Raw genomic sequence first — 24,448 nt, 5'->3', positions numbered from 1 at the left:
GAGCCGGCGGGAGGCCCACGCGCGGGCGAACCAGCTACTCATTTAGTCCCCGGGACTCTTGGGGGCAACAAGAACGATGTCAGACAGTTCGAGCGGGTACGATCCGAGCGCGATCGAACCCAAGTGGCAGGCCGAGTGGGACGACGCCGAGGTGTTCCGGACCCCCGACAGCGCCGAGGACGTAGAGTACGTCCTGGCGATGTTCCCCTACACCTCCGGCAACCTCCACATGGGTCACGTCCGCAACTACACGATCACAGACGCCTACTCCCGGTACAGGCGCATGCAGGGCGAGGACGTGCTCCACCCGATGGGGTGGGACTCGTTCGGACTGCCCGCCGAGAACGCCGCCGAAGAGCGGGACACGAGCCCCGAGGAGTGGACCCGCAAGTGCATCGAGTCGATGAAGGCCCAGATGAGCGAGATGGGCTTTGGCTACGACTGGGACCGGGAGGTCACGACCTGCGATCCGGAGTACTACCGGTGGAACCAGTGGCTGTTCAAGCGCTTCCACGAGGAGGGCCTCGTCGAGCGCAAAGGGTCGGAAGTCAACTGGTGTCCCTCCTGTGAGACGGTGCTGGCAGACGAGCAGGTCGAGGGCGAGGCAGAGCTGTGCTGGCGCTGTGACACGCCCGTCACCCAGCGCGACCTCGACCAGTGGTTCCTGACGATCACCGACTACGCCGACGAGCTGGTCGACGACATCGACGAGCTGTCGGGGTGGCCCGAGAGCGTCCGCGCGATGCAGCGAGACTGGATCGGCCGCCAGCACGGCGCGCGGGTCCCCTTCGAGGTCTCCGGCTACGGCGAGGTCGAGATCTTCACGACGCGGCTGGACACGATCCACGGGGCGACCTTCTTCGCGGTGGCTCCGGACAGCGAAATCGCACAGGATCTGGCCGACTCCGACGAGGAGGTGGCTCACTTCGTCGAGGAGGAGGCAGATCCCGACGGCGACGAGCCAAACGGCGTCGCCACCGACCTGACCGCCACGAACCCCGCGACCGGCGAGGAGATCCCGGTGTTCGTCGCGGACTTCGTCCTCTCGGACGTGGGGACGGGCGCGCTGATGGCGGTGCCCGCCCACGACGAGCGCGACCACGCCTTCGCCAGCAAGAAAGACGTGCCGATCGAGCCGGTCGTCAAGCCCGCAGACGGTGACGTGCCAGACGTCGAGGACGCGGCGTACACCGAAGACGGAGTGCTCGTCAACTCCGGCGACTACGACGGCTACACCAGCGCCGACGCCCGGAGCGCGCTGGAGGAGGACCTGCCCGGTGCGCGCCACGACAAGCAGTACCGACTGCGCGACTGGGGGATCTCCCGGCAGCGCTACTGGGGGACGCCGATCCCGATGGTCCACTGCGATGACTGTGGCGCGGTGCCGGTGCCCGACGAAGACCTCCCCGTCGAACTCCCCGAGTTCGTCCAGACCACGGGGAACCCGCTGGACGAGGTCGACGAGTTCGTCCAGACGACCTGTCCCGACTGTGGCGGCCCCGCCCAACGCGAGACCGACACCATGGACACCTTCGTCGACTCCTCCTGGTACTTCCTGCGGTACACCGCGCCGGACCGCGACGACGGGCCGTTCGACACCGCTCGCGCGAACGACTGGATGCCCGTCGATCAGTACGTCGGCGGCATCGAACACGCCGTGATGCACCTGCTGTACGCTCGCTTCGTCACCAAGGCCATCTCGGATCTGGAGCTGCTCGACCACCGCGAGCCGTTCCAGAACCTCGTCACGCAGGGGATGGTCCAGCTCGACGGCGAGAAGATGTCCAAGTCGAAGGGCAACGTCGTCTCCCCGCAGAACATCGTCGAGGAGTACGGGGCCGACACCGCGCGGCTGTTCATGATGCAGGCCGCCCGCCCGGAGCGGGACTTCGACTGGAAAGACGAGGGTGTCGCCTCGAGTCACCGCTTCCTGACGCGGCTGTACGACGCCGTCGAGGCCTACGTCGAGTCACCGCCCGCTGGCGAGGCCGGCGACGTGACCGACTACGTCCGCCGCGAGATCGATCGGGTCACCGCCATCGCCGACGAGAGCTACGCGAACCTGACGTTCACCGAAGCGCTGCGCGAGACCAGAGAGCTGCTCTCCCTGCTGGACCGCTACGCCGAGGCCACCGAGCCCCACGCCGAGACCGTCGAAGCGGCGCTGTCGACGATCGTTCGCCTGCTCGCGCCGGTCGCACCCCACGTCACGGAAGAGCTGTGGGCGAAGCTCACCGACGCGGACGAGGGCTTCGTCGCCGAGGCCGACTGGCCGACCGCCGACGGCAATCTCGACCGCCACCAGCTGGAGCGCCAGCTGGTCGAGGACACCCGCGAGGACGTGCGCCAGATCGTCGACGTGGCCGACATCGAAGACCCGAACCACGTCGAGATCGCCGTCGCGCCCGAGTGGAAGTTCGAGGCCCACGCGATCGCTCGCGAGTTCGACGGCGACAACCTCGTCGGCGAGATCATGAGCGACGAGCGGTTCCGCGGCGAGGACGGCGCACCGGACTACGCGAAGGACCTGCAGGCGGAACTCCAGACCCTGACCGAGACCCTCGACGCCGCGACCGAGGCCGAGGTGCTCGCGCGCGCTCGCTGGCTGATCGCCGAGGAGTTCGACGCCGAGGTGACCGTGCGGGCCGGCGAGGACGCCGACCCCGAGCTGGTCCGGAAAGCCGAGCCGGGACGGCCGGCGATCAACATCGAGTGAGCGACTCCGACACGAGGGCATCGCTGGACGCGCGGACCGTCGATCGAACGAACGGCACGGTTCGACTGGAACCGAAGGGGTGGCTCGTGCTCTCTCGACGAACGAACTTGCGATCGTCGGGGATCCGCTTAAGTACTCGAACCCACTAACGGATTAGGTATGAGGCCGCACGAGGAAGCGGCGGACGACGACGCCGTCGCCGACGGCGAGGCCGTGGGGAAGAGTGACGCCGACGCCGGGGGGCGCGGCGAGCAAACGAGGACCGAACGCGCGAGAGAAACGCGGGCCGTGACCGACGGCGGCGTCGATGCCGCCATCGAGGGCGCGAGCGTCGATCAGTACGCCGGCATCGTCGGGGCGCTGGAGGACGGCGTCTACGTCCTCGACGCGGACGGACAGTTCACGTTCGTCAACGAGGCGATGGTCGAACTGACCGGCTACGACGAGACGGAACTCCAGGGCGAACCAGCCAGCCGCATCAAGGACCGAGAGACCGGCGAACGGACCGAGGCGGCGCTGGCGGCGCTGCGCAACGGGGAGACAGAGGACCTCGATCAAACCTTCGACCTCTCGGTACAGCCAAAGCGGGGCGAGCCAATCGCCTGCGAAGAGCACGTGACGGCGCTGTTCGACGACGGGCAGTTCCGTGGCGTCGTCGGGATCGTCCGGGACATCTCCGATCGGCGGCGGCACCGAGAGCTGATCTCACAGCTACAGGAGACCTCCCGATCGCTGATGCAGGCTCCGAGCCGGGAGTCGGTCGCCGACATCGTCGCGAACGCGGCCCGGCAGGTGCTGGGCTTCGAGCTGAGTGCCGTCCGGCTGTACGACGCCGACGAGCGCGTGTTGCGGCCGACGGCGACGACCGACGCCACCGACGAGCAGCTCCCCGAGCGGCCGGTGTACGCTCTCGACGAGGGCCAGCCCGGCACCGTCTTCGCCTCGGGCGAACCCGCCGTCTACGACGACGTGCGAACGATCGAGGACCCCGACGGGGAGTTCGGGCCGGTCCGCTCGGCGATGTACTTCCCCATCGGCGTCCACGGGACCCTGACCGTCGCCTCGACCACGGTGGGGGCCTTCGACGAGAACGACCGGCAGGTGGCCGCGCTGCTGGCGATCAACGCCGCCGCGGCGTGCAACCGCGCCAAGCGCGAGCAGGAGGTGCGAGAGGCCCGCGAGCGCATCGAGACGATCCTCGAACGGATCAACGGGCTGATCCAGAACACCGTCGAGGTGCTGGTCGAAGCCACCACGCGCGAGCAAGTCGAGGCCGGCGTCTGCGAGCAGCTCGTCGCCGTCGAACCGTACACCTTCGCGTGGCTGGGGCGGCCGGACGTGCGCGCCGAGACGATCAGCGCCCGCGAGTGGGCCGGCAGTCAGCCCAGCGGCCCAACCACCTCCTCGGACGGCGAGCCACCCATCGACGTCGCGGACGTGGCCGAACCGATCGGCGGCGACACGCCGGGCGCGCAGGCGCTCGAATGTGAGGGGCCGAAGGTACTGGAGGGAGCCGCGCTCGAAGACGCCGGTGGCTGGTTCCAGTCGGCCGCCGAGAACGGCGTCCGGTCGGTGATGGCGATCCCGCTGTCGTACACGGACTCGAACTACGGCGTGTTGTACGTCTGTGCCGACCAGACCGACGCCTTCGACCAGCGAGAGAAGGTCGTCCTGCAAGCGCTGGGCCGGGCCGTCGCGAACGCGATCAACGCCATCGAGAGCGGCCGAATCCTCAGTGCCAACAAGGTGATCGAACTGGAGTTCACCGTCGACGACCGGGACCTGCTACTGTCGCGTCTCTCCGGTCGAGCCGGCGGGACGATCGCCTCCGCCGGGACCGTGACACAGGAAGACGGCTCGCTGCGGCTGTATCTCACCACCCAGGACGCCGACACCGACGAGGTGATGGCCGTGCTTGACGCCGACGACGCCGTCGAGTCCGCGAGCCGAGTGGCCGAACACGACGACGAGGCGCTGTTCGACGTGACCGTCACGGAGTCGCTGATCGCGACGCTCGTCGACCACGGGGCCGTCCCGAAGTCGATCGTCAGCGAGAACGGGATCGCCCGCTACAACATCGAACTCCCCTACGAGGCGGAGGCCCGCGAGGTGTTCGGGCTCGTCGAGGACAACTACGACTCGACGGACCTGGTCGGCTACCACGAGCACGAGCGCCCCGTCCGGACCCAACAGGAGTTCCGCGCCGCGCTGGCCGAACGGTTCACCGACCGACAGGAGACGGCGCTCCGGACGGCGTACCTCGGCGGCTTCTTCGAGTGGCCCCGCGAGGTCGACGGCGACGAACTCGCCGAGGGGATGGACATCTCTCGGCCGACCTACCACCAGCACCTCCGGGCCGCCCAGCACAAGGTCTTCGAAGAGCTGTTCGAGGGCGGCTACTAGGAAGACTTGCTCTAGAATTCGTCGCTGTCACAGAGACGACCACCTCGAAAGCCCTCGCCCTTTCATCCGCCAGGGCACGGTCGGTTGCGCGGGCTACGGGAGCGATGGACGGGAGGGATGCGTGCCAGCGAGAACGCAATTACTCCATCGCGGCCCGGATCTGCGAGCGCAGCGACGCCTCGATGGGTGTCGGCTCTCGCAGGCGGATGTCGTCGGCCGAGAGCTCCATCGGCGATGGCGGAGTGCGGTCGACGATCGACAGCGCGGGCTCGGTGCCGGTCTCCTCGGCGACGATCGACTGGATCGACTCGCCGACGGCGGCGTTCGTGAAGGTGTACGACGAGACCGCAGCGGGACTCTGGACGGCGAAAGAGCCGGTCCCGAGTTCGCGGAGGAAGGCACAGAGATCACCCACGTCGACGTAGGGGCGAACGATCTCGCCGTCGCCCCAGACCTCGATCTCGCCGTCGAGGGCCTGTTCGATCATGTCCTGGGCCTGTCCGCGCGGGGCGGGGCCGCCGACGACGTTGGGAAACCGGACGGTCGTGACCCCGTCGTACTCGCTGACGGCTCCCTCGGCGAGGTGCTTCGAGTGGCCGTAGCGGTTGACCTGGTCGGCGGCGGCGATGCTGGAGGCAAACACCACCGGAACGTCGCGTTCGCGGGCGACGCCGACGACGGTCGCCGTTCCCATGACGTTGTTCTCGACGAGGTGTCGCCAGTCGTCGGTCCACACGTCGGCGTCGGCCGCGAGGTGGTAGACCACGTCGAACTCCTCGGTCTCGAAGAGCGCCTCGACGCGGTCGGCGTCCCGGATGTCGTCGGCCGGGTCGGCCGCGTTGTCGAAGCCGACGACCTCGTGGCCGGCCGCCGAGAGTTGCTCTGTCAGCACACCGCCGATGTACCCAGCGTGTCCCGTAACGAGCGCGTTCATTGCTCGTGGTTGCGCTGGCGGTTATTTGAATCCAGTGGAGGGCGTCGCCCGGCCGTGCCGACCGTCGCCACTCCCGAAGCAGAGATCGTGGGCGGCGTCAGCGCAGCTCGGCGAGGGTCTTCTCGGCCCACGTGACGGCGTACTCCGGGCCGTACTCGCCGTACGCGCTGGTGTCGAGGGCTGCGAACGGAGCCGGGACCTCGACGCCGTGTTTGATCGCCGAGCAGGCCAGTTCCGCGGCCGCGGGGAACTTCGTCTGGCCCATCGCGACCTCTCCGGAGAGGTCGCCGAGGCGCGGTTCGAGGCGCTCGCCCGCGTCGACCCACGCGTCGAACAGCGCCGGCAGGTCGCCCTCCCAGTCGGCGAACACCGGGCGCGTCTGCAGGCCGACGAAGGCGTCGAAGACCGCCGCCGCGAGCTGGTAGGTGCCGGCCGGCGAGAGGTGGTCGGCCGTCGCCGCCGCGAACGCCCGATACCGCTCCTCGAAGAAGCCGAGGAACTGTTCGGGAACCCCCAGCCCGGTGGCGACCAGCGCCTCGGCCAGCAGGAACTCGACGAAGTCGTCCGGCGAGCCCGCCAGGCGGGGCTTGACCAGCACGACCGCCGGGTCGGTCTGGCGCGTCCAGGCGACGCCGCCGTCGCCGGGCGTGCCGACGGTGAAGTCACTCGACGCGAAGGCGTGCAGTTCCGCGGGCGCGTCGTTGGGCACCCACTCGTCGGGATAGGAGAGCGGAGCCACGTCGTCGGTGACCAGCAGGAGCTCCTCGGCGACTGCCGGGTCCAGCGTCTCGAAGTCCCGCTCGCAGTCCAGTACGAGCGCGTCGGGCGCGTGGCGCTCGCGGACGGTCGCCAGCTCCCCGTCGAGGGAGCGCTCGCTGAACATCTACGCGAGCGCGAGGTTCGCGATCAGTGCCAGGGACAGCAGCGCCGAGACGGCGATGGTCCCGAGGACGATCTTCGTTGGGTTGCTCATGGACGTGAGTGGGATGTGTCGGCAATTAAAGCTTGAGTTTGCGCCTGGTCAATCGTCCGCACCTGCGCTCCCGATGACTCCTGCTCGGACACGCACAGCGGTCCGGCCGGTCAGTCATCGGCACCTGCGATCCGGCCGCTTGCTGGGCCGGGCACGCACAGCGGTCCGGCCGGTCAATCGTCCGCACCGACCCCCGACGCGCGGGCGACGGCACGCCACTTCCCCGTCCAGAAGCGCCCGGTGTTGACCGCGGCCTTGACGTAGTAGTCGCCGACGATGGCGGCGAAGATGGCGGGCAGCCCCCAGCCCATGCCGGGCGTGAGGGTGATCCCGAGGACGGGGATCGTCACGGCGAAGCCGACCGGCAGCGCGAGGACGGCGACGGGGATGCGATAGAGGTACGAACCGACGAAGGTGCCATAGAGGGGCCAGCGCGTGTCGCCGGCACCGCGGAGGCTGCCACGCATCGTCCGGGAGACGCTGAAGCCGGCGACCGCCAGCGCGAACACGCGGATGAACGTGACCGTCAGGTCCGGGTACTCCGTCCCGAAGAGCAGCGAGATGGGACGGGCAAAGACCACCAGCACGGCGGCGATCAGCAGCTGGGTGACCAGCGCGATCCGGACCGTCTGCCAGCCGTACTCTCCGGCGTCGGTGTCGTCGCCGGCCCCGACGTACTGGCCCACGAGCGTGCTCGCGGCCGTCGAGTACCCCCAGGCGGGCATCAGCGCGAGCAACATCACGCGGCGCCCGATCGCGAAGGCGGCGACCGTCGGCGTCCCGAGCACGCCCAGCACGAACAGGAACGGGAAGCGAGCGAACGTCTGGAGCAGGCGCATCCCCGAGAGCGGGAGCGCGACGCGGACGATCTCGGTCAGCAGGTCCAGATCCAGCTGGCGGCCACCGAGTCGGAGCGTGACGACGTAGCGTCCCGAGACCAGCAGCGCGAAGAAGACGGCCGCCGCGAGCGTGTTGGCGACGGCGGTCCCGACGGCGGCCCCGGCGATCCCCAGCCGCGGCGCGGGGCCGAGCCCGAAGATCAGGACCGCGTTGAGGACGATGTTGGTCGGCAGCGTCAACAGGCGGACGTACATCGGCGTCCGGGTGTCCGCGCTGCCCGCAAGCGCCCGCGCCGCGACCATGCTCCAGAACCGGGGGGCCAGCGACAGCATCACGATCGAGAGGTAGACCCCGCCGAAGCGGATCGCGTCGGGGTCGTTCGTGAGAAGCCCCACCAGCGGCTCGGCGTACACCCACGAAACGACGGTCAGCGGTGCCGAGATCAGGAGCGCGAGCCACAGCGACTGCTTGACCGCGAGGTCCGCCCGCGCTTCCTCGCCAGCGCCCTGGAGCCGAGAGACGACGCTGATCGTCCCCGAGGTGACAGCCAGCGACAGCCCGAAGCCGATGAAGTAGTACTGAAAGCCAAGCTCCAGCCCGGCGATGGCGGCGTCGCCAAGCGCCAGTCCGACCATCGCGAAGTCCGCGATCCGCAGGAAGATCCGCAGACCGCCGGTGACCATCACGGGCGCAGCCAGGTCGAGCGCCTCCGTCGACTTGTCGCGATCGACCAGCCCGTACCGGGACAGCAGTGCCGGAAAGCCGTCGATGAACCGGCCGGGGAGTGTGGAGAGCCAGGCGACCAGCTGCGCGAGGCGGCGACGGACCATCGAGACGAAATCTAGACCGAACGGTACTGATAGTTTCGCTGGCGATGTGCAAAGCGTCGGGGACGAATCAGCGAACGGCGACGGCGTTCAGTCGTCCTGTGCGGGCGCTTTCGCCTGCTCGTCGTCCTCGTCGGCGGTCTCGGCGTGCGGGAAGTGCTCGATGGTCGCCGAGCGGAACCCTTCCTTGTCGAACTCGTAGTCGTCGCCCAGCGCCTCGACCAGGTGCTCGGTGTCACGCATGGCGTTTTTCAGGCTCGTGGAGGCACCCGGCGAGGGGGTGATGTTGAAGATCACGTCGTCGTCGGTGATCTTGGCCTCGCCCATGTCCAGGGTCTTGTTCTCGGTGTCGACGATCTGTGGCCGGACGCCGCCGTACCCCTTCGCGCGGTCGATGTCGTCCAGTTCGGCGGTCGGGACGACCTTCTGGACGTGGGGCAGGAAGGCCCGCTTGCCGACCTCGGGCAGGTCGTAGACGAGGTTCTTCAGCACGTATGGCAGCAGGATGCGGTCGGCGAGGATGTTGGCGTAGCTGAGGAACGAGTGGACGTTCAGGCCGAACACGTCGAAGAAGTCACTGACGGTGGAGAGTTCGCCCCGTTCCAGCGCGGGGACGAGCTTGGCCGTCGGTCCGAAGCGCGTGACCGAGTCGTCGTGGACGTCGGCGTCGCCGTGGACCGCCGCGAAGGGCAGCTTCTTCATCTGGAGGGTGTACACCTTGCCGTTGAGGAAGTCGTCGGCCAGGAAGAAGCTCCCGGCGACCGGCAGCAGCGACATCCCCTCGCCGTAGCCCATCTCCTTGGCGATCTGGAGGCTGTGAGAGCCCGCGGCGACGACGGCCGCGTCGGACTCGAACCAGCCGGCGTCGGTCTGGAAGATGTAGCCGTCCTCGGTGTCGTCCATCTGGGTGACCTCGGTGCCGGTGAACACGTCGACGCCGTCGATCTCCTTGGCGTCCTCGACGAACGAGTGGGAGACGTCGCCGTAGTCGACGACGTAACCGTCCGGGGTCTGGAGCGCGAGCATCTCCTCGGTCGGGTCCCGGCCCTCGACGACTTTCGGCTCGATCTCGGCGATCTCGTCGCGGTCGATGGCGTCGAGTTTGGGGAACAGGTCGCCAAAGCCCTCCTCGTAGTAGCGGTCTTCGAGGCTCTGGACCTCCTCGTCCCCGACGGCCAGCACCATCTTCGAGCGCTTGCTGTGCAGCTCGCGGTCCGGGTCCACGTTTTCGAGATAGCCCGCGAGCATCTCCGCGCCCTCCTTGACCTGCTCGGCTTTTTCGAGCGTGTAGTTGGTCTCGATGTCACCGAAGTGCAAGGTCTGGGAGTTGTTCGTGTGGTGTGAGTTGATCGCCGCGATCTCCGATTCCTTCTCGACGAGCGCGATCTTCTCGATGTCGGTGAAGTTCGCGACCGTGTAGAGAAGCGATGCGCCACTGATCCCACCGCCGACGATAACGAGGTCGTATTGCTCTGTCATGATTAGTTCCTAGCCACCGCAGTGCGAACCGCTCACACCCCAAGTGTACGATCTGTGCTATTTAAGCCTCTCTACTCGCCAATCTGTGTGTAAGATAACACGTTCGCGCTGACAGTGTGTCCGCTCGGAAATTCGACACAAATAGGCAATTACGACGTGGTGCGTTTAATCCAGATGTGCAGTCGAATGCAACGCCATTCGATCGCGGTCCCCGAGGGCTCGCTCTCGTGATCGGACTGTTGTGGTATAGAGCAGTTACCACACTCAGTTGGATCGGTCAGTAGAGAGAGTGAACCTATCGTTTGACCTAGTAGTATTACTAATTGCGACGATTATCATAACATAACAGTGATAACACTACTTTTTCGATGCTCTGTATGGCTGTGCTGTTCTGGATGTCACAAAGAAATCTCCCTCCGAGAAGTGTACTGAAATATTATCTCTACAAGTCGACAAAGGCTGTCGAATTTTATCGGCCAGTCATGTATCTCTTCTTTCTGGCACAAGGTCTCGATTTCACCCAAATCGCTATTCTGGAAGCCATATACAACCTGACGACGCTGGCGGGGGAGATCCCGACTGGCTACATTGGTGACCGTGTTGGACGTCGAAACAGTCTCCTCATCGGCACAGTCATCATCTCAGCCACACTTGTCGGGATTGGGCTATCGAATTCGTTCTTGCCATTAGCTGTCTTGTATATCTGTTGGTCGATGGGCTACAACTTCCGGTCGGGAAGCGAAGACGCCTGGTTGTACGATACGCTCACAGACGACCTCTCGGAAGATCAGTTTGCACACGTCCGTGGTCGGGGTGAGTCAGTCTCACTGGCGATCGGTGCGGGTGCGGCGATCGTCGGTGGCTATCTCGGGAGTATCGATCTTTCGTATCCGTGGTTCGTCGCTGCGGCGATGACGACACTCGGCGTTTTGATCCTCCTCACGATAGACGAACCGGAGACCTACGAGCAAGCAGACACGTCCGACTTGAGCCTTCGCCAGACAGTTTCGATCGTCAAACAGGTCCTCTCACGACGTGACATCCGGGCGTTCGTCCTCTATTACTACGTGCTCTACGCGTCGGTAACGTACCTGGTGTTCGTGTTCCTCCAGCCGATATTCGAGTCGGTCGTCCTCGACCTCGGTGTGTCCGAGACACAGGTGGAATCACTACTCGGGTGGTTCTACGCAGCCTACAGCCTCTTCGGGGCGGGACTGAGCTACTACACTGGTGCGATTCGAGCTCGTCTCGGACTTCAGACGTGGTTTCTCGTATTGCCCTTCGGTGTCGGCGGAGCACTGGTCGGACTGTATTTCTTCCCAGTTCTCGCTCTGCCGGCGTTCCTGCTGATTCGAGGATTGTCTGATGTGACGCGATCACTCGCCGGTCAGTACATCAACGACCGTATCGAGACAATGGGACGAGCGACTGTTCTCAGCGCGATGGCCATGGTCAGTGGCCTGGCAGTCGTCCCGTTCCAACTCGGCAGCGGTGTCATCTCCGACGTTGTCACCCCATCGTTCGCACTCGCCGTGGGTGGTGTCGTACTTATTGTTATCTCCATTGGAATTCTGTTGTGGGAGCCTCCGGTCAAGCAAGAACGATGATGGGGACGCCGACTTACCAGCGGGTTCGACAAGCACTGTGGTGGCAACAACTACGGTGTGAATACTTCTACGGCATCCTGCGAACGGTCCGGTCGTCGCTGATCGCTCAGGGAATCAGTTGCTCGCCGTCGTCGTCGTAGACGGCGATCGCGTCGACGGGACAGGAGCGGGCCGCGAACTTCGCGTCGAGTTCCGCGCCGTCGGGGACCTCGCGGACGAAGACGCCGTCGTCGGTCTCCTCGCTGTCGGCCAGCACCGCCTTGCCGGCGTCCTCGTCGCGTTCGAAGGCGTCCCATTCGGCGACGCACTGGAACATCCCGATACAGGTATCTCGATCGTACTCGATTCGCATACCCGCGCTTGCGGCCTCTCGGGCAAAGTGCTGTCGCCATCGGCCACGACCGCGACGCGAGGGCGACAGTTTAAACCACGGCAGGGGCCAATCGGGGCGTAATGGACGTTGCGGACCTGCCAGGTGTTCCCTCGTGGCTGCCAGAGCACCTGCAGTCGGCGGGGATCGAGGCACTGTACCCACCGCAGGCCGAGGCCGTCGAGGCCGGCGTCACGCGGGGCGAGAACCTCGTCGCCAGCATCCCGACCGCCAGCGGCAAGACCCTGATCGCACAGCTGGCGATGCTGTCGGCGATCACGGACGCCGCCGGAACGAGCGAAGTGCGTCCGCGGTACGATCCGGAGAACTCCGCCGCAGACGGCGACGGCACCGCTCTCGGCGGTACGGCGCTGTACATCGTTCCCCTGCGGGCGCTGGCCAGCGAGAAGCAGGCCGAGTTCGAGCAGTTCGAGCAGTACGGGCTCGACGTGGGCGTCTCGACGGGCAACTACGAGTCCGACGGCGGGTGGCTCGCCGACAAGGACATCGTCGTCGCCACCAGCGAGAAGGTCGACTCGTTGGTGCGCAACGACGCGCCGTGGCTCGACGACCTGGCCTGTGTCGTCAGCGACGAGGTCCACCTCGTCGACGACGCCGAACGCGGGCCGACGCTGGAGGTGACCCTCGCGAAGCTGCGACGGATCAACCCCGACATGCAGACGGTCGCGCTGTCGGCGACGATCGGCAACGCCGACGTGCTCGCCGAGTGGCTCGACGCCGAACTCGTCGACTCGGACTGGCGACCGATCTCCCTGAAGAAGGGGGTCCACTTCGGACAGGCGCTGCACCTCGAAGACGGCAGCCAGTCGGAGCTGCCGGTCCACAATAGCGAGAAGCAGACCGCAGCCATCGTCCGGGACACCCTCGACGACGACGGCTCGACGCTGGTGTTCGTCAACTCCCGGCGCAACGCGGAGGCCGCCGCGGGACGACTGGCCAGCGTCACCCGCGAGGCCCTGACTCCCGAAGAGCGAGAGCAACTCGCGGACGTGGCCGCGGAGATCAGAGACGTGAGCGATACCGAGACGAGCGACGACCTGGCCGACGCCGTCGCCGACGGGGCCGCATTTCACCACGCTGGATTGGCGTCGGGACACCGCGAACTCGTCGAGGAGGCGTTTCGCGACCGCCTGCTGAAGGTCGTCAGCGCCACGCCGACGCTGGCGGCGGGCGTCAACACGCCCAGCCGCAGGGTCGTCGTCCGGGACTGGCGACGCTACGACGGCACCGCTGGCGGAATGCAGCCCCTCTCGGTACTCGAAGTCCACCAGATGATGGGGCGGGCCGGCCGTCCGGGGCTGGATCCCTACGGGGAGGCGATCATCCCCGCCGCGAGCCACGACGAACTCGACGAGCTGTTCGACCGGTACGTCTGGGCCGATCCCGAGCCGGTCCAGTCGAAGCTGGCCGCCGAGCCGGCGCTGCGGACTCACCTGCTGGCGACGGTCGCGAGTGGGTTCGCCCGCTCTCGGGACGGGCTGCTCGAGTTCCTCGAACGAACGCTCTATGCCACCCAGACCGACGAGAGCGGCCGGCTGGCACGGGTCGTCGACGAGGTGCTGGGCTACCTGCAGCGCAACGACTTTCTGGAACGTGACGGCGAGGAGCTCTCGGCGACCTCGCTGGGCCACACCGTGTCCCGGCTCTACCTCGATCCGATGAGTGCCGCCGAGATCATCGACGGCCTGCGGTCGGGCGGTGGCTCTGGTGCCAGCGGCGACGACGCGAGCGAGGAACCGGCCGGTTTCACGACCGCGAGCGAGCTCGCCGACGAGGCGGGCGACGGCGAGGCAGTCAACGACCCGACTGCGATGGGACTGTACCACCTCGTCGCGCGCACCCCGGACATGTACGAGCTGTACCTCCGTTCTGGCGACGAGGAGGAGTACAGCCAGATCGCCTTCGAACGTGAGGCAGAGTTCCTCGGGCGGATGCCGTCGGAGTTCGAAGACGACCGGTTCGAGGACTGGCTCGCCGCGCTCAAGACCGCACGCTTGCTGGAAGACTGGGCCAGCGAGGTCGACGAGGACGAGATCACCGACCGCTACGGCGTCGGTCCCGGCGACATCCGCGGCAAGGTCGAGTCCGCCCAGTGGCTGCTTGGGGCCGCCGAGTCGCTGGCGAGCGAACTCGGGCTCGACGCCGCGCCGGCCATCCGGCGGGCCCGGACCCGAGTCGAGCACGGCGTCCGCGAGGAGCTAGTCGACCTGGCGGGCGTCCGCGGCGTCGGGCGCAAGCGCGCACGACGGCTGTTCGACGCCGGCATCGAGAGCCGTGCCGACCTCCGAGACGCCGAGAAGTCGGTCGTGCTGGCGGCGCTGCGCGGCAGGGCCAAGACCGCCGAGAACGTCCTGGAGAGCGCCGGCCACCGCGATCCGTCGATGGACGGCGTCGAGCCCTCCGAAGAAGTGTCGTACGAGCGAAGCGACGGCGACGGGCGAGGATCGGACGACGAGGAGACGACAGACGACCAGACCAGCCTGGGTGATTTCTGATGCGGCTGATCGAAGGCACTGCGACCGTCGACGACGTGGACCAGTTCGTCGAGCGACTCGGATCGCTGGGCGACGATCACGGCGTCGTCGTCCAGGCGTTCGACGCCCGCTACGTCGTCGACCGACGGCACCTCGAACGGGCGGTCGAGTTGGCCGATCGCGCGTTCGACCGCGGCGAGTCGATCGCCCGCGACCGGGCCGTCGAGATCCTGCTGTACGCCGCCGGTCGCCGCCAGATCAACCGCGCGCTGGCGATGGGCGTCGGAGAGGGCAGCCAGCCCGCCGTCGTCGTGGTCCACGACCCCACGGGCGAGGGCAGCGAGGCCGCGGCCGCCGACGCCGTCAGCGACCTGCTCGAACCGGGCGAGACGCTCGGTCGGTACGACGAGGGGCTCGTGCGGGAGTTCTTCGACGTGAACGAGACCGAGCTGGCGGCGACCAGTGGCACGCTCTCGGATCTCGTCGCCGAGCGGGTCGCGCTGTTGACCGTCGAACGCTGACGCCGACGGGAACGTCCGTGTCGCGGGTGCGAGACGTGTCCGTCCCCCGTCACGTATGACGATCACCCCAGAACGGTATTAAGAACCTATAACACCGCCTTTCGCGGGGCTTTGGGTACGATGGTGTACTTCGAGGGAGCCGGCCTCTTGATCGGTGCGATCGCACTCGGAGCGATCCACGGCATCGAACCGGGACACGGCTGGCCCGTGGCCGCATCCTACGCCTTAGACCAGACGAACAAGTGGGCGTACGGCTTCGCCGCGAGCCTGATCCTCGGCGTCGGCCACCTCGTCAGCAGCATCGCGATGGTCGGCGCGTTCTTCTACGCCAAGGAGTATTTCAGCCTCACACAGGTCAACGAGCCGATGACGGTGTTCGGGGGCCTCCAGATCGGCGGCCCCGTCAGTCTCGTGGCCGGCGTCCTGCTGATCGCGCTCGGGCTCCGTGAGTACCTGTCGGGCCACACACACGGCACCAGTGCCGGCCACGACCACGACGATGGCCACGACCACGGTCACACACACGACACGGACGACGGCCACGAGGGACACCACCACGCGGGCACCGACGATCACGGACACGAGATCGACGGCAGTCACGAGCACCACAGTGAAAGCGACGAGCACGCCCAGTCGCGCGAGCGAGCGGACCGGAGCCTCGTCGATCGACTGAAGACGGTGGCCCCGTTCGTCGGCGGCGGACACGCACACGGAGAGATGGACACCGACCGCGGGCTCCTGGGAATCGCGTGGTTCGCGTTCGTCCTGGGGTTCGCACACGAAGAAGAGTTCGAGATCATCGCGCTCTGTGCCGGTTCGGACGCGTGTCTCGAACTCATGAGTGCGTACGCGCTGACGGTCGTCGTCGGCATCGTCGGGCTGACGATGCTGTTGATCGCGGGCTACCAGCGCTGTGAGGAACGCGTCGAGCGGTACGCGCCGTATCTCCCCGTGTTCTCCGCGGTCGTCCTCGTCGTCATGGGGATCGGCTTCGTCACCGGCATCTTCTGATACGGCCGTCGTCGGTCGGTGAACGAGACCGGGCTACGTCGTCGGGTTCTCCAGTACGATGGTCTGGTCGCGGCCGGGGCCGACGCCGACGGCGTACAGCTGCGTGTCCAGCTCCGACTCGACGAATTCGAGGTAGGCGCGGGCGTTCTCCGGGAGCGCGTCGTAGCCCTCGCTGGCGACGGCGTCCCAGTCGACCTCGGGCCAGCCGTCGAACGTGCGGTAGTTCACCGAGCAGCGACCCCACTCCTCGGTCGTCGGCGGGACGGTGTCGATCTCGGTGCCGTCGAGATCGTAGCTGACGCCGACCTGGACCTCGTCGAGCCCGGCCAGTACGTCGATGTGGCCGACGACGACGCCCGTGAACCCGCTGGCCCGCGTCGCGTGGCGAAGCACCGGGAGGTCGAGCCAGCCGACACGGCGCGGTCGGCCGGTGACCGTGCCGTACTCGCCACCCTCGTCGCGGATGTAGGTCGCGAGTTCCTCCTCGCGCTCTCCGGCATCACTCAGCGGCTGCGCCGCTTCGTGGTCCGAGGCGCGCTGCGCCTCGCTGCCCTCGTAGCCCGGCGTGTCGCCCTCGACGCCGGCCAGCTCGGTCGGCAGCGGGCCGCTGCCGACGCGGGTGGCGTAGCCTTTGACGATGCCGACGATCTCGCCCTGCCCGATCTCGGTCGGCCCGAGGCCGGTCCCGGTACAGGCCCCACCGGCGGTCGGGTTCGACGAGGTGACGAAGGGGTAGTTCCCGTGGTCGATGTCGATGAGCGTCCCCTGTGCGCCTTCGAGCAGCACCTCGTCGCCGTCGTCGATGCGAGACTGGAGGTAGTCGCCACAGTTGACGGTCATCCCTTCCTCGGCGAGTCGCTCGCCGTAGCCGCTGTAGGTCTCGAAGAGCGTCGCCAGGTCGAGTTCCTCGCCGGCCTGCTTGTCGTAGACCTCTGCGACGACGGCACGCTTCTGGGGGACGACGTACTCCAGTCGCGTCCGCAACACCTCCTCGTCGAGGAGGTCGCCGACCCTGATTCCCCGCCGGCCGGCCTTGTCCTCGTAGGTCGGGCCGATCCCCCGACCCGTCGTCCCGACCTCCTCGTCTTTGTCCTCCTCTTCGATCCCGTCCAGTCGCCGGTGGTACGGAAAGATGACGTGGGCGCGCTCTGCGACGCGCACGTCCGGGTCGAGGCCGCGCTCGCGGAGGGCGTCGAGTTCGTCGAACAGCGTCTCGGGGTTGACGACACAGCCGTTGCCGATGACGCAGGTCTTCCCCCGAACGACGCCGGAGGGCAGCAAGGAGAGTTCGTAGGTCTCGTCGCCGACGACGACGGTGTGGCCGGCGTTGTCGCCGCCCTGATAGCGAACGACGACGTCGGCACCCTCACCGTAGAGATCGACGGTGCCGCCCTTCCCCTCGTCGCCCAGCTGCGAGCCGATGATCGTGACGGTCATACCGCCCCGGTATTTTTACCCTCGCTACAAATCGGTGCCGGTTTCGGGTCTGACAGCCCGCTGGCCGATCCGTCAGTACTCCCGCTCACCCGCTTCGATCGTGGTGTCGAGCCAGTTGGCCTCGGGCGGAAGCGGACAGGAGAACGTCTCGCTGAACGCACAGAAGGGGTTGTACGCGAGATTGAAATCGAGCACGACCTCGTCGCCGTCGGCGAGGGTCTCGTCGGGCTCCAGTTCCATGTAGCGCCCGCCGGAGTAGGTCTGCTGACCGGTCGTCTTGTCGCGGAAGGGGACGAAGATCGCGTCGTCGGCGTCCTGACGGTAGCCCGCGAGTTCGTACGCTTCGCCGTCGATCTCGAACTCGAACGTGACGACGCGCCGGTAGCGGACCGTCCGGCCGTCGCTGGTCTCCATCTCGACCGGCTCGGGCGAGTCGGCGACGGTGACCGTCGCAGTCACCCGGTAGGTCGGATCGGGTGCGAAGTAGTCCAGCCCATCGAAGTCCTCGCGGTCCTCTGGGGGGATCGGCGACTGGCGGTGTTCGTCGAAGAAGGCGTCTTTCTCCTCGCGACTCGCTCGCAGTTCGTCGGCCCATCCGTCGGGTACGTCGCTCATGGGGTGGGGTACGCCACGGGGAGGTTTATACTGCCGGCTGTCGGACGCGAGCGAGACACGACGGGCTCGGCGACGAGCGTCACGAGAGAATGCGCCGTCCGGGAATTGAACCCGGGCTATTAGCTTGGGAAGCTAATGTCCTACCACTGGACCAACGGCGCGCTCACTACGTTCGCGCCCCGTGGATCGCGAACTACTCGTTCGCTCACCAACGGCGCTCTTTTCGTTCGCCCCGCGGATCGCGAACTACTCGTTCGCTCACCAACGGCGCTCGTTCACACGTTGTACCTCGGTCGCACTTGAACGTAGCGTTTCGTCGGACGACAGCGACTTGTCGCTACAGGCCCCAGTCGTCGCCGTGACGCCACGGACGGACCCGCTTCCGCCGTCGCTCTTGCTGTACTTCGACGCGAGCGTCCGCTACGGCCAGGACAACGCGACGCCGACCTCCGCAGCGGTGGGGTTCGTCGTCGAAGACGGTACGGAGACGATGATAGAGGGATCGCTTCCGGTTCGGACGTTCGTCTCCAGCGCACACTTGGAGTACCGCGCGCTGTTAGAGAGCGTGCAGGCGGTCGCAGGCCTGGACGGGCGGATCGCCTCGTTACACGTCCACGGCGACGCCGACGCGGTGATCGACGCGGTCGACCCGGCGACCGACGCGACGCCGGGCGACCGAATCATGCGCCAGCGCGTCGCGGCCATCCGGGCGGCCGTCGACGAGATCCCGACGGTCACCTACCGCGCAGTCGGGCGGGGGCGCAACGAGCGCGCCCACGAACTCGCGCAGTCGGGCCACGCGACCGAGTAGCCGAGGTCAACGTCGGCGGCCCAGCAGGGCCGCGATCGCGAGTGCGAGCGCCGCGGCCAGACCGTCGAAGCCGGGACCGGAGCCCGTCGTCGTCACCGCACCGCCGCCCGACGCGTCCGTCTCGGGTGGCTCGCCGCCGGACGCTGCGTCGGTGGTCGGCTGCCGGTCCGTCTCCGTCGGGGTCGCCGTCGGCGCATCGACTGCGATGGTGCCCGCCGCCGTCCCCGGATCGACGCGACCGCCGTCGTCGTCGTCGATCTGGGCAGCCTCGACGGCGAGGGGCGCGGTGCCCGTGCCGTTGGCCTCGACGGTGACCGTCGCGAGGGTCACGTTCGTGGCACCCGGGCCGACTGCGGACTCTAGGTCTGCGGCCTCGATCGTGATTTCCCGGCCGTCGGGACCGACGTCGGGGTCGGTCGTCGGTCGGAACTGGTCGGGATACTCGGCACCGCCGACGGTCGCGACGCCAGAGCGGAGCGCGAGGCGGACCTCGAACCCGGCGAGTCCGTCCGGAGCCGAGTCGAGTGCCACGCGAACCGTCGTCGAGCCGTCCGGTTCCAGCGTCGCGTCGTCGATCGTGAGCGTCGGCTCGCTCTGGACGCCTCCGGCGGGCGCGACCGCCAGACAGGCCGCCAGGACGACGACGCAGGCGAGGACGAGCGGTCGAGTGGTCATCGGTCGACGATCAGATCTCCTCGTAGAGTTCGACGACGTCGTCGAAGTCGATCCGACCGTTGTCGTTGAAGTCGTAGGCCTCCGGATTCAGCTGGACGGCGTCGGAGTCGATCGCCTCGAACAGCAAGACCACGTCGTCGTAGTCGACGCGCCCGTTGCCGTTGACGTCCTCGTAGCGCCCGTCGCTGTCGGGGTCTTCCGGGACAGCGCCGCCGCCGGCAGCGGGGGGGCCGGTGATGACGAGCCCGCGACGGGTCTCGACGCCGATCTCGACGCCCGCCTCGTCGTCGATCCCTTCGACGGACACCGCGAGGTCCGTCGTGCCGGGAGCACTGCCGGTGACTTCGACGCCGGCAAGCGTCACGTCGAGTGAGCCGGGCTGGATCGAGCGCTCGATGTCGCCGACGCGGATCGTCGCGCTCGAACCGTCGTCGGCGATACTGACCTTCTGCAGGCCGATCGCGTCGGGGAACGTCACGTCGGAGATCGCCGCGACCTCGGGATCGGTGAGCGAGACGGTGAACTCCCCACCGGCGAATCCACCCGGCGCGGCGTTCATCGTGAGATCGACGGTGCCGGTCGCCTCCGGGGAGACGGCGACGGCCGAAGCGTCGAGGATCGCGTCGGGCTGGTAGACGTACAGCCCGTCGTTGGGGTACGAACGAGCGGGGCCGCCGAAGCCGTCCTCACAGCAGAGCACGCGCCCGTCGTCCATCACGTAGACGTTGTCGATGTTGCGCAAGGCGTCGTCGGCGTCGGCGGCCGGATCGGTGAAGTCGGGGCCGACGATCACCGGCTCCAGCGTCGAGACGTTGTAGTCGCGTTCGATCTGGCCACGGTAGACGACGCCGCCGTCGACGCGGTCCATCTGCACGTCGCCCTCGTCGTCCGCGAGGGCGTCGTTGAACTCCGAGATGCCGAAGTAGACGAAGTCGCCGGGGCCGGCGTCGTCCTGGCTGTCGACGCCTTCTGCCTTGTTGAACTCGATGGAGGCTCCGATCTCCTTGGCGGCGGCGCGCGTTTCGAGGAAGGGCACGCGTCGGAGCGCCTCGTCGACGTTCTCCGGGCCGTTCTGTTCGTACTGGGCGGCCCACTCGACGATCTCGTCGTTCGTGATGTAGTTCTGGTTGCCGTCCTCGACGACCGCCTTGTCGGCCTCTTCGAGCGCGGTCGCCAGGTCGTCGGTCCAGTCGGTCTCGGCGTGGGCTTCGAGGTAATCCTCCTGGGTCACGTCGTCGTACTCGGCGATCCAGGACTCGATTTCGGCGTTGCTGGCGTGGCCGAGTGCCAGCCACTCGATCTCCAGAGAGGCGGCTGCCGGAGAGTTGCGCTCGCCGCCGTCGGCGACCGAGGCCGCGTCGTTGGTGATCTTCGGCGCGTACAGAGTCCCCTCGACGTCCATCGGGTCCTCGTAGCTCGGGATCGGTTCGTCGGCGACGAACTTGTAGATGCCCTTGCTGTCGCCGTCCGAGCAGCCATAGACCGTCCGCTCGTCGGGCAACACGTCGGGCGACTCCCAGGCCGCTCGCCCCATCACGTAGTACTTGATCGGCTCTGGGGTCTCAGCGGCCGGCTCGCGGAAGTCGACGTGGTAGCCGTAGCGGTAGGGGTTGGGGTACACGTCGCCGATCGGGTTCGTCGTGTTGTTCTCGTTGTCGCCGGTCTGGTCGACCTGCTCTGCGCCGAGGTAGTACGCGAGGAACTCGACGCCGTCCAGCGCCCAGTACCCCTGGACGAACCACGAGTCGTCGCCGTAGTACTCGTCGATCGCGTCCTGAATACCCACCGGGTTCGGCCGGTTCCAGAACTGACAGCTGGCGACGAGCCCCTTGCCGGTGCCGGCCGACTCGATGTCGCCGACCGTGTTGGTCAGCGAAACACGGGGGTGAGCGTAGTTCTCCTCCGAGGAGAGCATCGTGTTCCACGGGCTGCGGTCGCCGTAGCAGTTGATCCGCGTCCCGCCGAGTTCGCGGAGCGGTTCCGTGTTCGCCAGGTTCGTGGCGTTCTCCAGGTCCGCTTCCCACTCGCCCTCGTCGGTCCGACTGACGGGCAGACGAGTGACGTTGCCCGGACTGTTCTCCCAGTTCGTGTAGAGATACCCCTCCGTCCCGTCGTCGTTCGTCGGGATGAACTGGTTGCAGTCGGGGTTGGTCGCGGCCGCGCCGTACTGGGTCCCCGCGAAGTTGTCCTGCGTAATCTCGGTGCCGTCGGGGGTCTGGACGACGCCGAATCGCTCGTCGCCGCCCTGGATCTCTTCCCGAGCGTGCGCCAGGAAGACGTACTCGCCCTCCGAAGAACGGATCCGTCCCTGTTCGTCGACCGTCGAGGGAACCGACAGCTCGGAGAAGTCGTCGTTGTCGCCGTCCAGTTCGAACGTGAAGCCACTGAAGTAGCCCACCCCGGCCCGGTCGAAGGGCGCTTCGTTTGCCTTCACGTCCGAGTTTTCGAAGTCGCCGCCACGGTCGCCCGTCGCGGGGTGTTGGTTGCTGTAGAGGAGACTGCCGTCCTGAAAGACGAACGGGCCAGTCACTTCCGCGCCGAAGGAGGTCGTCGAGAACCGCTTCAACGACCCGTTCACACCGGGCGCACCCGGCGTGTCCGATTCACCCACTTCGTCACCACTCGCGACACCCGCGACGCTCGCACCGAGCGCCGCTGCCACCGAACTCGCCATTAGATTTCGTCGATTGAGATCTACCATCTGCGGGTGGATCCGGGGAACCGCTGGTAAAGCTCGTTTATATGAGGGGTCCGTGCGTCGACGTACCGCTGTGACCGAAATTACTAGGCGACCCTAATCAAAACTATCTCGATATCTATTGAGAAATAATTTCACACAGCGCCGGGAAAATTCCGGGCTTTCGACAGAGTTCGAGGGCGGACTGCCCCGCCGTCGACTGTGAGACGAGAGGTGTACAGGTACCGGGCCGGTTCAGAGCGTCACTGACGGTCGACGATGCCCTCGCGAATCTCACTGGCGCGCTTGCGGACCCGCGAGACGTAGCGTTCGGCCCGTTCGGGCTTGTGGCCGTAGAAGGAAGCGACCCACTGGGCGTCGACGCCCGGCATCGTCACGAAGTACGCCGCCAGCGTGTCCCGGCCGGCCTGGACGATCTCCGGCGGGATACCCCGACCGCCGGTCCCGACCTCCGCGAAGCCGTTGACGTCGAAGTACACGTCGGCGTACAGCAGCGCGCTCTCCTCGTCCTCGAAGGTCTTCCCACAGTGGTCCGGCGCTTCGAACCGATACTGTGACCCCTCCTCCGCGGGGAGTTCGACGACCGAAATGTCCAGCGGATACGACGCACAGACCTGTTCGCCCTCCTGTCGTTCCCGTGACTGAGACATACACCGGTCGCTCGGAGGGAGACCACATCAACGTATGTAAGAGTCGTACGGAGCGGTCCCACAGCCTCCTGTGAGAACTATTTGCACGACCGAGCGGAGCCACCGCAAACGGATGCGTACCCGATCGACTGCTGTCGTGCGGTCGGTGTGTGGATCGTCCGCCGCCGGGTCAAGGCCTTTGACGCTGGCAGTCGACGTACCGAGTGATGTCCCACACGCTGGTCAACTACGAGGACGTGGAACCGCGCGCCGAGAGCATGCACTTTCTGCGAGACGCCCTCGGAACCGAGCAGTTGGGCGTGACGGTGCTGGACTGCGACCCCGGCTGGAGCGGGATGGAGCACGACCACGCCGACGAGGACCACGAGGAGGTGTACTACCTCGCGGAGGGCGCGGCGACGGTCACCGTCGACGGCGAGGCCGTCGAGATGGACGCCGGCGACGCGCTCCGAGTGTCGCCCGACGCGACCCGCAGTATCCAGAACGGCGACACCGAGAGCACGTTCGTGCTCGTCGGTGCGCCCTGAGAGCTGTTGCTGTCGGGTTGTAGCGAACGAAGATCGGTCAAAGTGTGGTGCAGGTGAAAACGGATGTGGTAGGTGGAGCGAACGAGTGATCGACGACCGCAGCCGCGAGCCTCGCGGGTCACCAGGTTTCCTGTTCGTTGGTCCAGCGGTCACTCTCCGGTTGCTCTCTCATATCGTGGCGCACATACTACCGTAAAGCTCCTTCCTACACGAAAAAGGAGAATCGGTTTGGGATCTACAGCGTGTCATAGAAGATGTTAATAATATTAGAGTGAGTGACATTCAATATAACGAGGGTAGTGTCACTCAGCCGAATGGTGTTGAAGGTCATGAAACAAACGAAATAAATAATAAATGAAGATGGATGTGAATTGGAAGACTATCGCGATAGATCCGAGAAAATCGCTCGTCCCAGCAATCATCGTCCTCCTTACCGGCGGTTTTCTATCGTTCGCCACACACACGAATACCATCTCTATTCCGAGCTCATTACGAATACTAAATATAACATCCACTATGGTATTCCCGGTCATCATCGGCACTCTCTCCTACACTTATTTCCGAACCGAGGTGTCGCTGTGGGAGATCCCAGTAGTATTCTTCTGGGGTTTGATTAGTAGCATGATTATTTTGTTTGTTTTGTTCTTGGCGACACTCGATTCAGCGGTGTCCTCGACCGCGTCGCCTGGCAGTGTCGGTGTCTCCCGGGGGCTCTGGTATCTCAAACTTTTCGCAGTTGATTCCGCTACGTACTCGCTATTATATGGATTCGCGGCAACGCGTCATCGTATCCTCCGCGCCCTATTGGTTCTTTTCACGCCAATTTTATACGGTACCATATATGTCGCTCTCTTAGTTG

Annotated in this window: 18 protein-coding genes and 1 tRNA gene; 8 read left to right on the top strand and 11 right to left on the bottom strand. The window is 66.3% G+C overall.

The window, feature by feature from the left end; translation table 11 throughout:
- Nucleotides 1-76: 76 nt before the first annotated feature.
- Nucleotides 77-2,716, top strand: a complete 2,640-nt coding sequence (gene leuS, locus ACAH01_RS01520; RefSeq protein WP_372480023.1) for a leucine--tRNA ligase — start codon at nucleotides 77-79, stop codon at nucleotides 2,714-2,716.
- Nucleotides 2,717-2,875: 159 nt separating this feature from the next.
- A complete protein-coding gene (locus ACAH01_RS01515; protein ID WP_372480022.1) occupies nucleotides 2,876-5,119 on the top strand; it encodes a bacterio-opsin activator domain-containing protein in 2,244 nt (747 codons plus the stop codon).
- 139 nt (nucleotides 5,120-5,258) lie between these two features.
- On the opposite strand, the gene ACAH01_RS01510 is transcribed toward ACAH01_RS01515, so the two are convergent.
- The 4 genes from ACAH01_RS01510 to ACAH01_RS01495 form a co-directional block, all read right to left on the bottom strand.
- Nucleotides 5,259-6,053, bottom strand: coding sequence for an NAD-dependent epimerase/dehydratase family protein (locus tag ACAH01_RS01510; protein WP_372480021.1), 795 nt, complete (start codon nucleotides 6,051-6,053; stop codon nucleotides 5,259-5,261).
- A 97-nt stretch (nucleotides 6,054-6,150) separates the two neighbouring features.
- Nucleotides 6,151-6,936, bottom strand: a complete 786-nt coding sequence (locus ACAH01_RS01505; RefSeq protein ID WP_372480020.1) for a hypothetical protein — start codon at nucleotides 6,934-6,936, stop codon at nucleotides 6,151-6,153.
- Between the two features lie 263 nt (nucleotides 6,937-7,199).
- Nucleotides 7,200-8,696, bottom strand: a complete 1,497-nt coding sequence (locus tag ACAH01_RS01500) for an MATE family efflux transporter (protein WP_372480019.1) — start codon at nucleotides 8,694-8,696, stop codon at nucleotides 7,200-7,202.
- 87 nt (nucleotides 8,697-8,783) lie between these two features.
- Complete coding sequence (locus ACAH01_RS01495; protein ID WP_372480018.1) at nucleotides 8,784-10,172, bottom strand: FAD-dependent oxidoreductase; 1,389 nt, start codon at nucleotides 10,170-10,172, stop codon at nucleotides 8,784-8,786.
- A gap of 377 nt (nucleotides 10,173-10,549) precedes the next feature.
- Here ACAH01_RS01495 and ACAH01_RS01490 point away from each other — a divergent pair, with 377 nt between their 5' ends.
- Entirely contained in the window at nucleotides 10,550-11,779 is a 1,230-nt protein-coding gene (locus tag ACAH01_RS01490) for an MFS transporter (RefSeq protein WP_372480017.1), read from the top strand.
- 106 nt (nucleotides 11,780-11,885) lie between these two features.
- Here ACAH01_RS01490 and ACAH01_RS01485 read toward each other — a convergent pair whose 3' ends face one another.
- Nucleotides 11,886-12,131, bottom strand: a complete 246-nt coding sequence (locus tag ACAH01_RS01485) for a ferredoxin (protein ID WP_153554767.1) — start codon at nucleotides 12,129-12,131, stop codon at nucleotides 11,886-11,888.
- A 101-nt stretch (nucleotides 12,132-12,232) separates the two neighbouring features.
- On the opposite strand from ACAH01_RS01485, the gene ACAH01_RS01480 reads away from it, so the two are divergent.
- The 3 genes from ACAH01_RS01480 to ACAH01_RS01470 all read left to right on the top strand — a co-directional run bounded on the left by ACAH01_RS01480 (nucleotide 12,233) and on the right by ACAH01_RS01470 (nucleotide 16,176).
- Nucleotides 12,233-14,665, top strand: coding sequence for an ATP-dependent DNA helicase (locus ACAH01_RS01480; protein WP_372480016.1), 2,433 nt, complete (start codon nucleotides 12,233-12,235; stop codon nucleotides 14,663-14,665).
- Complete coding sequence (gene cgi121 / locus ACAH01_RS01475) at nucleotides 14,665-15,165, top strand: KEOPS complex subunit Cgi121 (RefSeq protein WP_372480015.1); 501 nt, start codon at nucleotides 14,665-14,667, stop codon at nucleotides 15,163-15,165. Before ACAH01_RS01480 ends, cgi121 begins: the two co-directional genes overlap by 1 nt.
- 120 nt (nucleotides 15,166-15,285) lie before the next feature.
- Nucleotides 15,286-16,176, top strand: coding sequence for a hypothetical protein (locus ACAH01_RS01470; RefSeq protein WP_372480014.1), 891 nt, complete (start codon nucleotides 15,286-15,288; stop codon nucleotides 16,174-16,176).
- Between the two features lie 33 nt (nucleotides 16,177-16,209).
- On the opposite strand, the gene ACAH01_RS01465 is transcribed toward ACAH01_RS01470, so the two are convergent.
- The 3 genes from ACAH01_RS01465 to ACAH01_RS01455 form a co-directional block, all read right to left on the bottom strand.
- Entirely contained in the window at nucleotides 16,210-17,613 is a 1,404-nt protein-coding gene (locus ACAH01_RS01465) for an adenylosuccinate synthase (RefSeq protein WP_372480013.1), read from the bottom strand.
- A 72-nt stretch (nucleotides 17,614-17,685) separates the two neighbouring features.
- A complete protein-coding gene (locus tag ACAH01_RS01460) occupies nucleotides 17,686-18,228 on the bottom strand; it encodes a DUF1684 domain-containing protein (RefSeq protein ID WP_372480012.1) in 543 nt (180 codons plus the stop codon).
- A gap of 90 nt (nucleotides 18,229-18,318) precedes the next feature.
- Nucleotides 18,319-18,389 (bottom strand) — tRNA-Gly (locus ACAH01_RS01455).
- A 197-nt stretch (nucleotides 18,390-18,586) separates the two neighbouring features.
- On the opposite strand from ACAH01_RS01455, the gene ACAH01_RS01450 reads away from it, so the two are divergent.
- A complete protein-coding gene (locus tag ACAH01_RS01450; protein WP_208627413.1) occupies nucleotides 18,587-19,039 on the top strand; it encodes a reverse transcriptase-like protein in 453 nt (150 codons plus the stop codon).
- A 6-nt stretch (nucleotides 19,040-19,045) separates the two neighbouring features.
- On the opposite strand, the gene ACAH01_RS01445 is transcribed toward ACAH01_RS01450, so the two are convergent.
- From ACAH01_RS01445 to ACAH01_RS01435, 3 genes are all read right to left on the bottom strand, one after another.
- A complete protein-coding gene (locus ACAH01_RS01445) occupies nucleotides 19,046-19,714 on the bottom strand; it encodes a cell surface protein (RefSeq protein ID WP_372480010.1) in 669 nt (222 codons plus the stop codon).
- Between the two features lie 10 nt (nucleotides 19,715-19,724).
- Nucleotides 19,725-22,415: an alkaline phosphatase PhoX gene (locus tag ACAH01_RS01440; RefSeq protein ID WP_372480009.1), complete on the bottom strand. Its 2,691-nt coding sequence runs from the start codon at nucleotides 22,413-22,415 to the stop codon at nucleotides 19,725-19,727.
- A gap of 239 nt (nucleotides 22,416-22,654) precedes the next feature.
- Nucleotides 22,655-23,062 carry a hypothetical protein gene (locus ACAH01_RS01435; RefSeq protein ID WP_372480008.1) on the bottom strand — a complete coding sequence of 136 codons (408 nt, stop codon included), beginning with the start codon at nucleotides 23,060-23,062 and terminating at the stop codon, nucleotides 22,655-22,657.
- A gap of 206 nt (nucleotides 23,063-23,268) precedes the next feature.
- Here ACAH01_RS01435 and ACAH01_RS01430 point away from each other — a divergent pair, with 206 nt between their 5' ends.
- On the top strand, nucleotides 23,269-23,589 hold the full coding sequence (locus ACAH01_RS01430) for a cupin domain-containing protein (protein WP_372480007.1): 321 nt from the start codon (nucleotides 23,269-23,271) through the stop codon (nucleotides 23,587-23,589).
- Nucleotides 23,590-24,448: the final 859 nt, after the last annotated feature.

It is taken from the genome of Halomicrobium sp. HM KBTZ05, from assembly GCF_041530035.1.
GTDB lineage: Archaea > Halobacteriota > Halobacteria > Halobacteriales > Haloarculaceae > Halomicrobium.
The sequence above is the reverse complement of the archived record's forward strand: the minus strand, read 5'-3'. Positions and strand labels throughout refer to the sequence as shown.

Coding starts and splice junctions, on each gene's coding strand:
- leuS (WP_372480023.1), top strand. CDS start 77: ATGTCAGACAGTTCGAGCGGGTACGATCCGAGCGCGATCGAACCCAAG.
- ACAH01_RS01515 (WP_372480022.1), top strand. CDS start 2,876: ATGAGGCCGCACGAGGAAGCGGCGGACGACGACGCCGTCGCCGACGGC.
- ACAH01_RS01510 (WP_372480021.1), bottom strand. CDS start 6,053: ATGAACGCGCTCGTTACGGGACACGCTGGGTACATCGGCGGTGTGCTG.
- ACAH01_RS01505 (WP_372480020.1), bottom strand. CDS start 6,936: ATGTTCAGCGAGCGCTCCCTCGACGGGGAGCTGGCGACCGTCCGCGAG.
- ACAH01_RS01500 (WP_372480019.1), bottom strand. CDS start 8,696: ATGGTCCGTCGCCGCCTCGCGCAGCTGGTCGCCTGGCTCTCCACACTC.
- ACAH01_RS01495 (WP_372480018.1), bottom strand. CDS start 10,172: ATGACAGAGCAATACGACCTCGTTATCGTCGGCGGTGGGATCAGTGGC.
- ACAH01_RS01490 (WP_372480017.1), top strand. CDS start 10,550: ATGGCTGTGCTGTTCTGGATGTCACAAAGAAATCTCCCTCCGAGAAGT.
- ACAH01_RS01485 (WP_153554767.1), bottom strand. CDS start 12,131: ATGCGAATCGAGTACGATCGAGATACCTGTATCGGGATGTTCCAGTGC.
- ACAH01_RS01480 (WP_372480016.1), top strand. CDS start 12,233: ATGGACGTTGCGGACCTGCCAGGTGTTCCCTCGTGGCTGCCAGAGCAC.
- cgi121 (WP_372480015.1), top strand. CDS start 14,665: ATGCGGCTGATCGAAGGCACTGCGACCGTCGACGACGTGGACCAGTTC.
- ACAH01_RS01470 (WP_372480014.1), top strand. CDS start 15,286: ATGGTGTACTTCGAGGGAGCCGGCCTCTTGATCGGTGCGATCGCACTC.
- ACAH01_RS01465 (WP_372480013.1), bottom strand. CDS start 17,613: ATGACCGTCACGATCATCGGCTCGCAGCTGGGCGACGAGGGGAAGGGC.
- ACAH01_RS01460 (WP_372480012.1), bottom strand. CDS start 18,228: ATGAGCGACGTACCCGACGGATGGGCCGACGAACTGCGAGCGAGTCGC.
- ACAH01_RS01445 (WP_372480010.1), bottom strand. CDS start 19,714: ATGACCACTCGACCGCTCGTCCTCGCCTGCGTCGTCGTCCTGGCGGCC.
- ACAH01_RS01440 (WP_372480009.1), bottom strand. CDS start 22,415: ATGGTAGATCTCAATCGACGAAATCTAATGGCGAGTTCGGTGGCAGCG.
- ACAH01_RS01435 (WP_372480008.1), bottom strand. CDS start 23,062: ATGTCTCAGTCACGGGAACGACAGGAGGGCGAACAGGTCTGTGCGTCG.
- ACAH01_RS01430 (WP_372480007.1), top strand. CDS start 23,269: ATGTCCCACACGCTGGTCAACTACGAGGACGTGGAACCGCGCGCCGAG.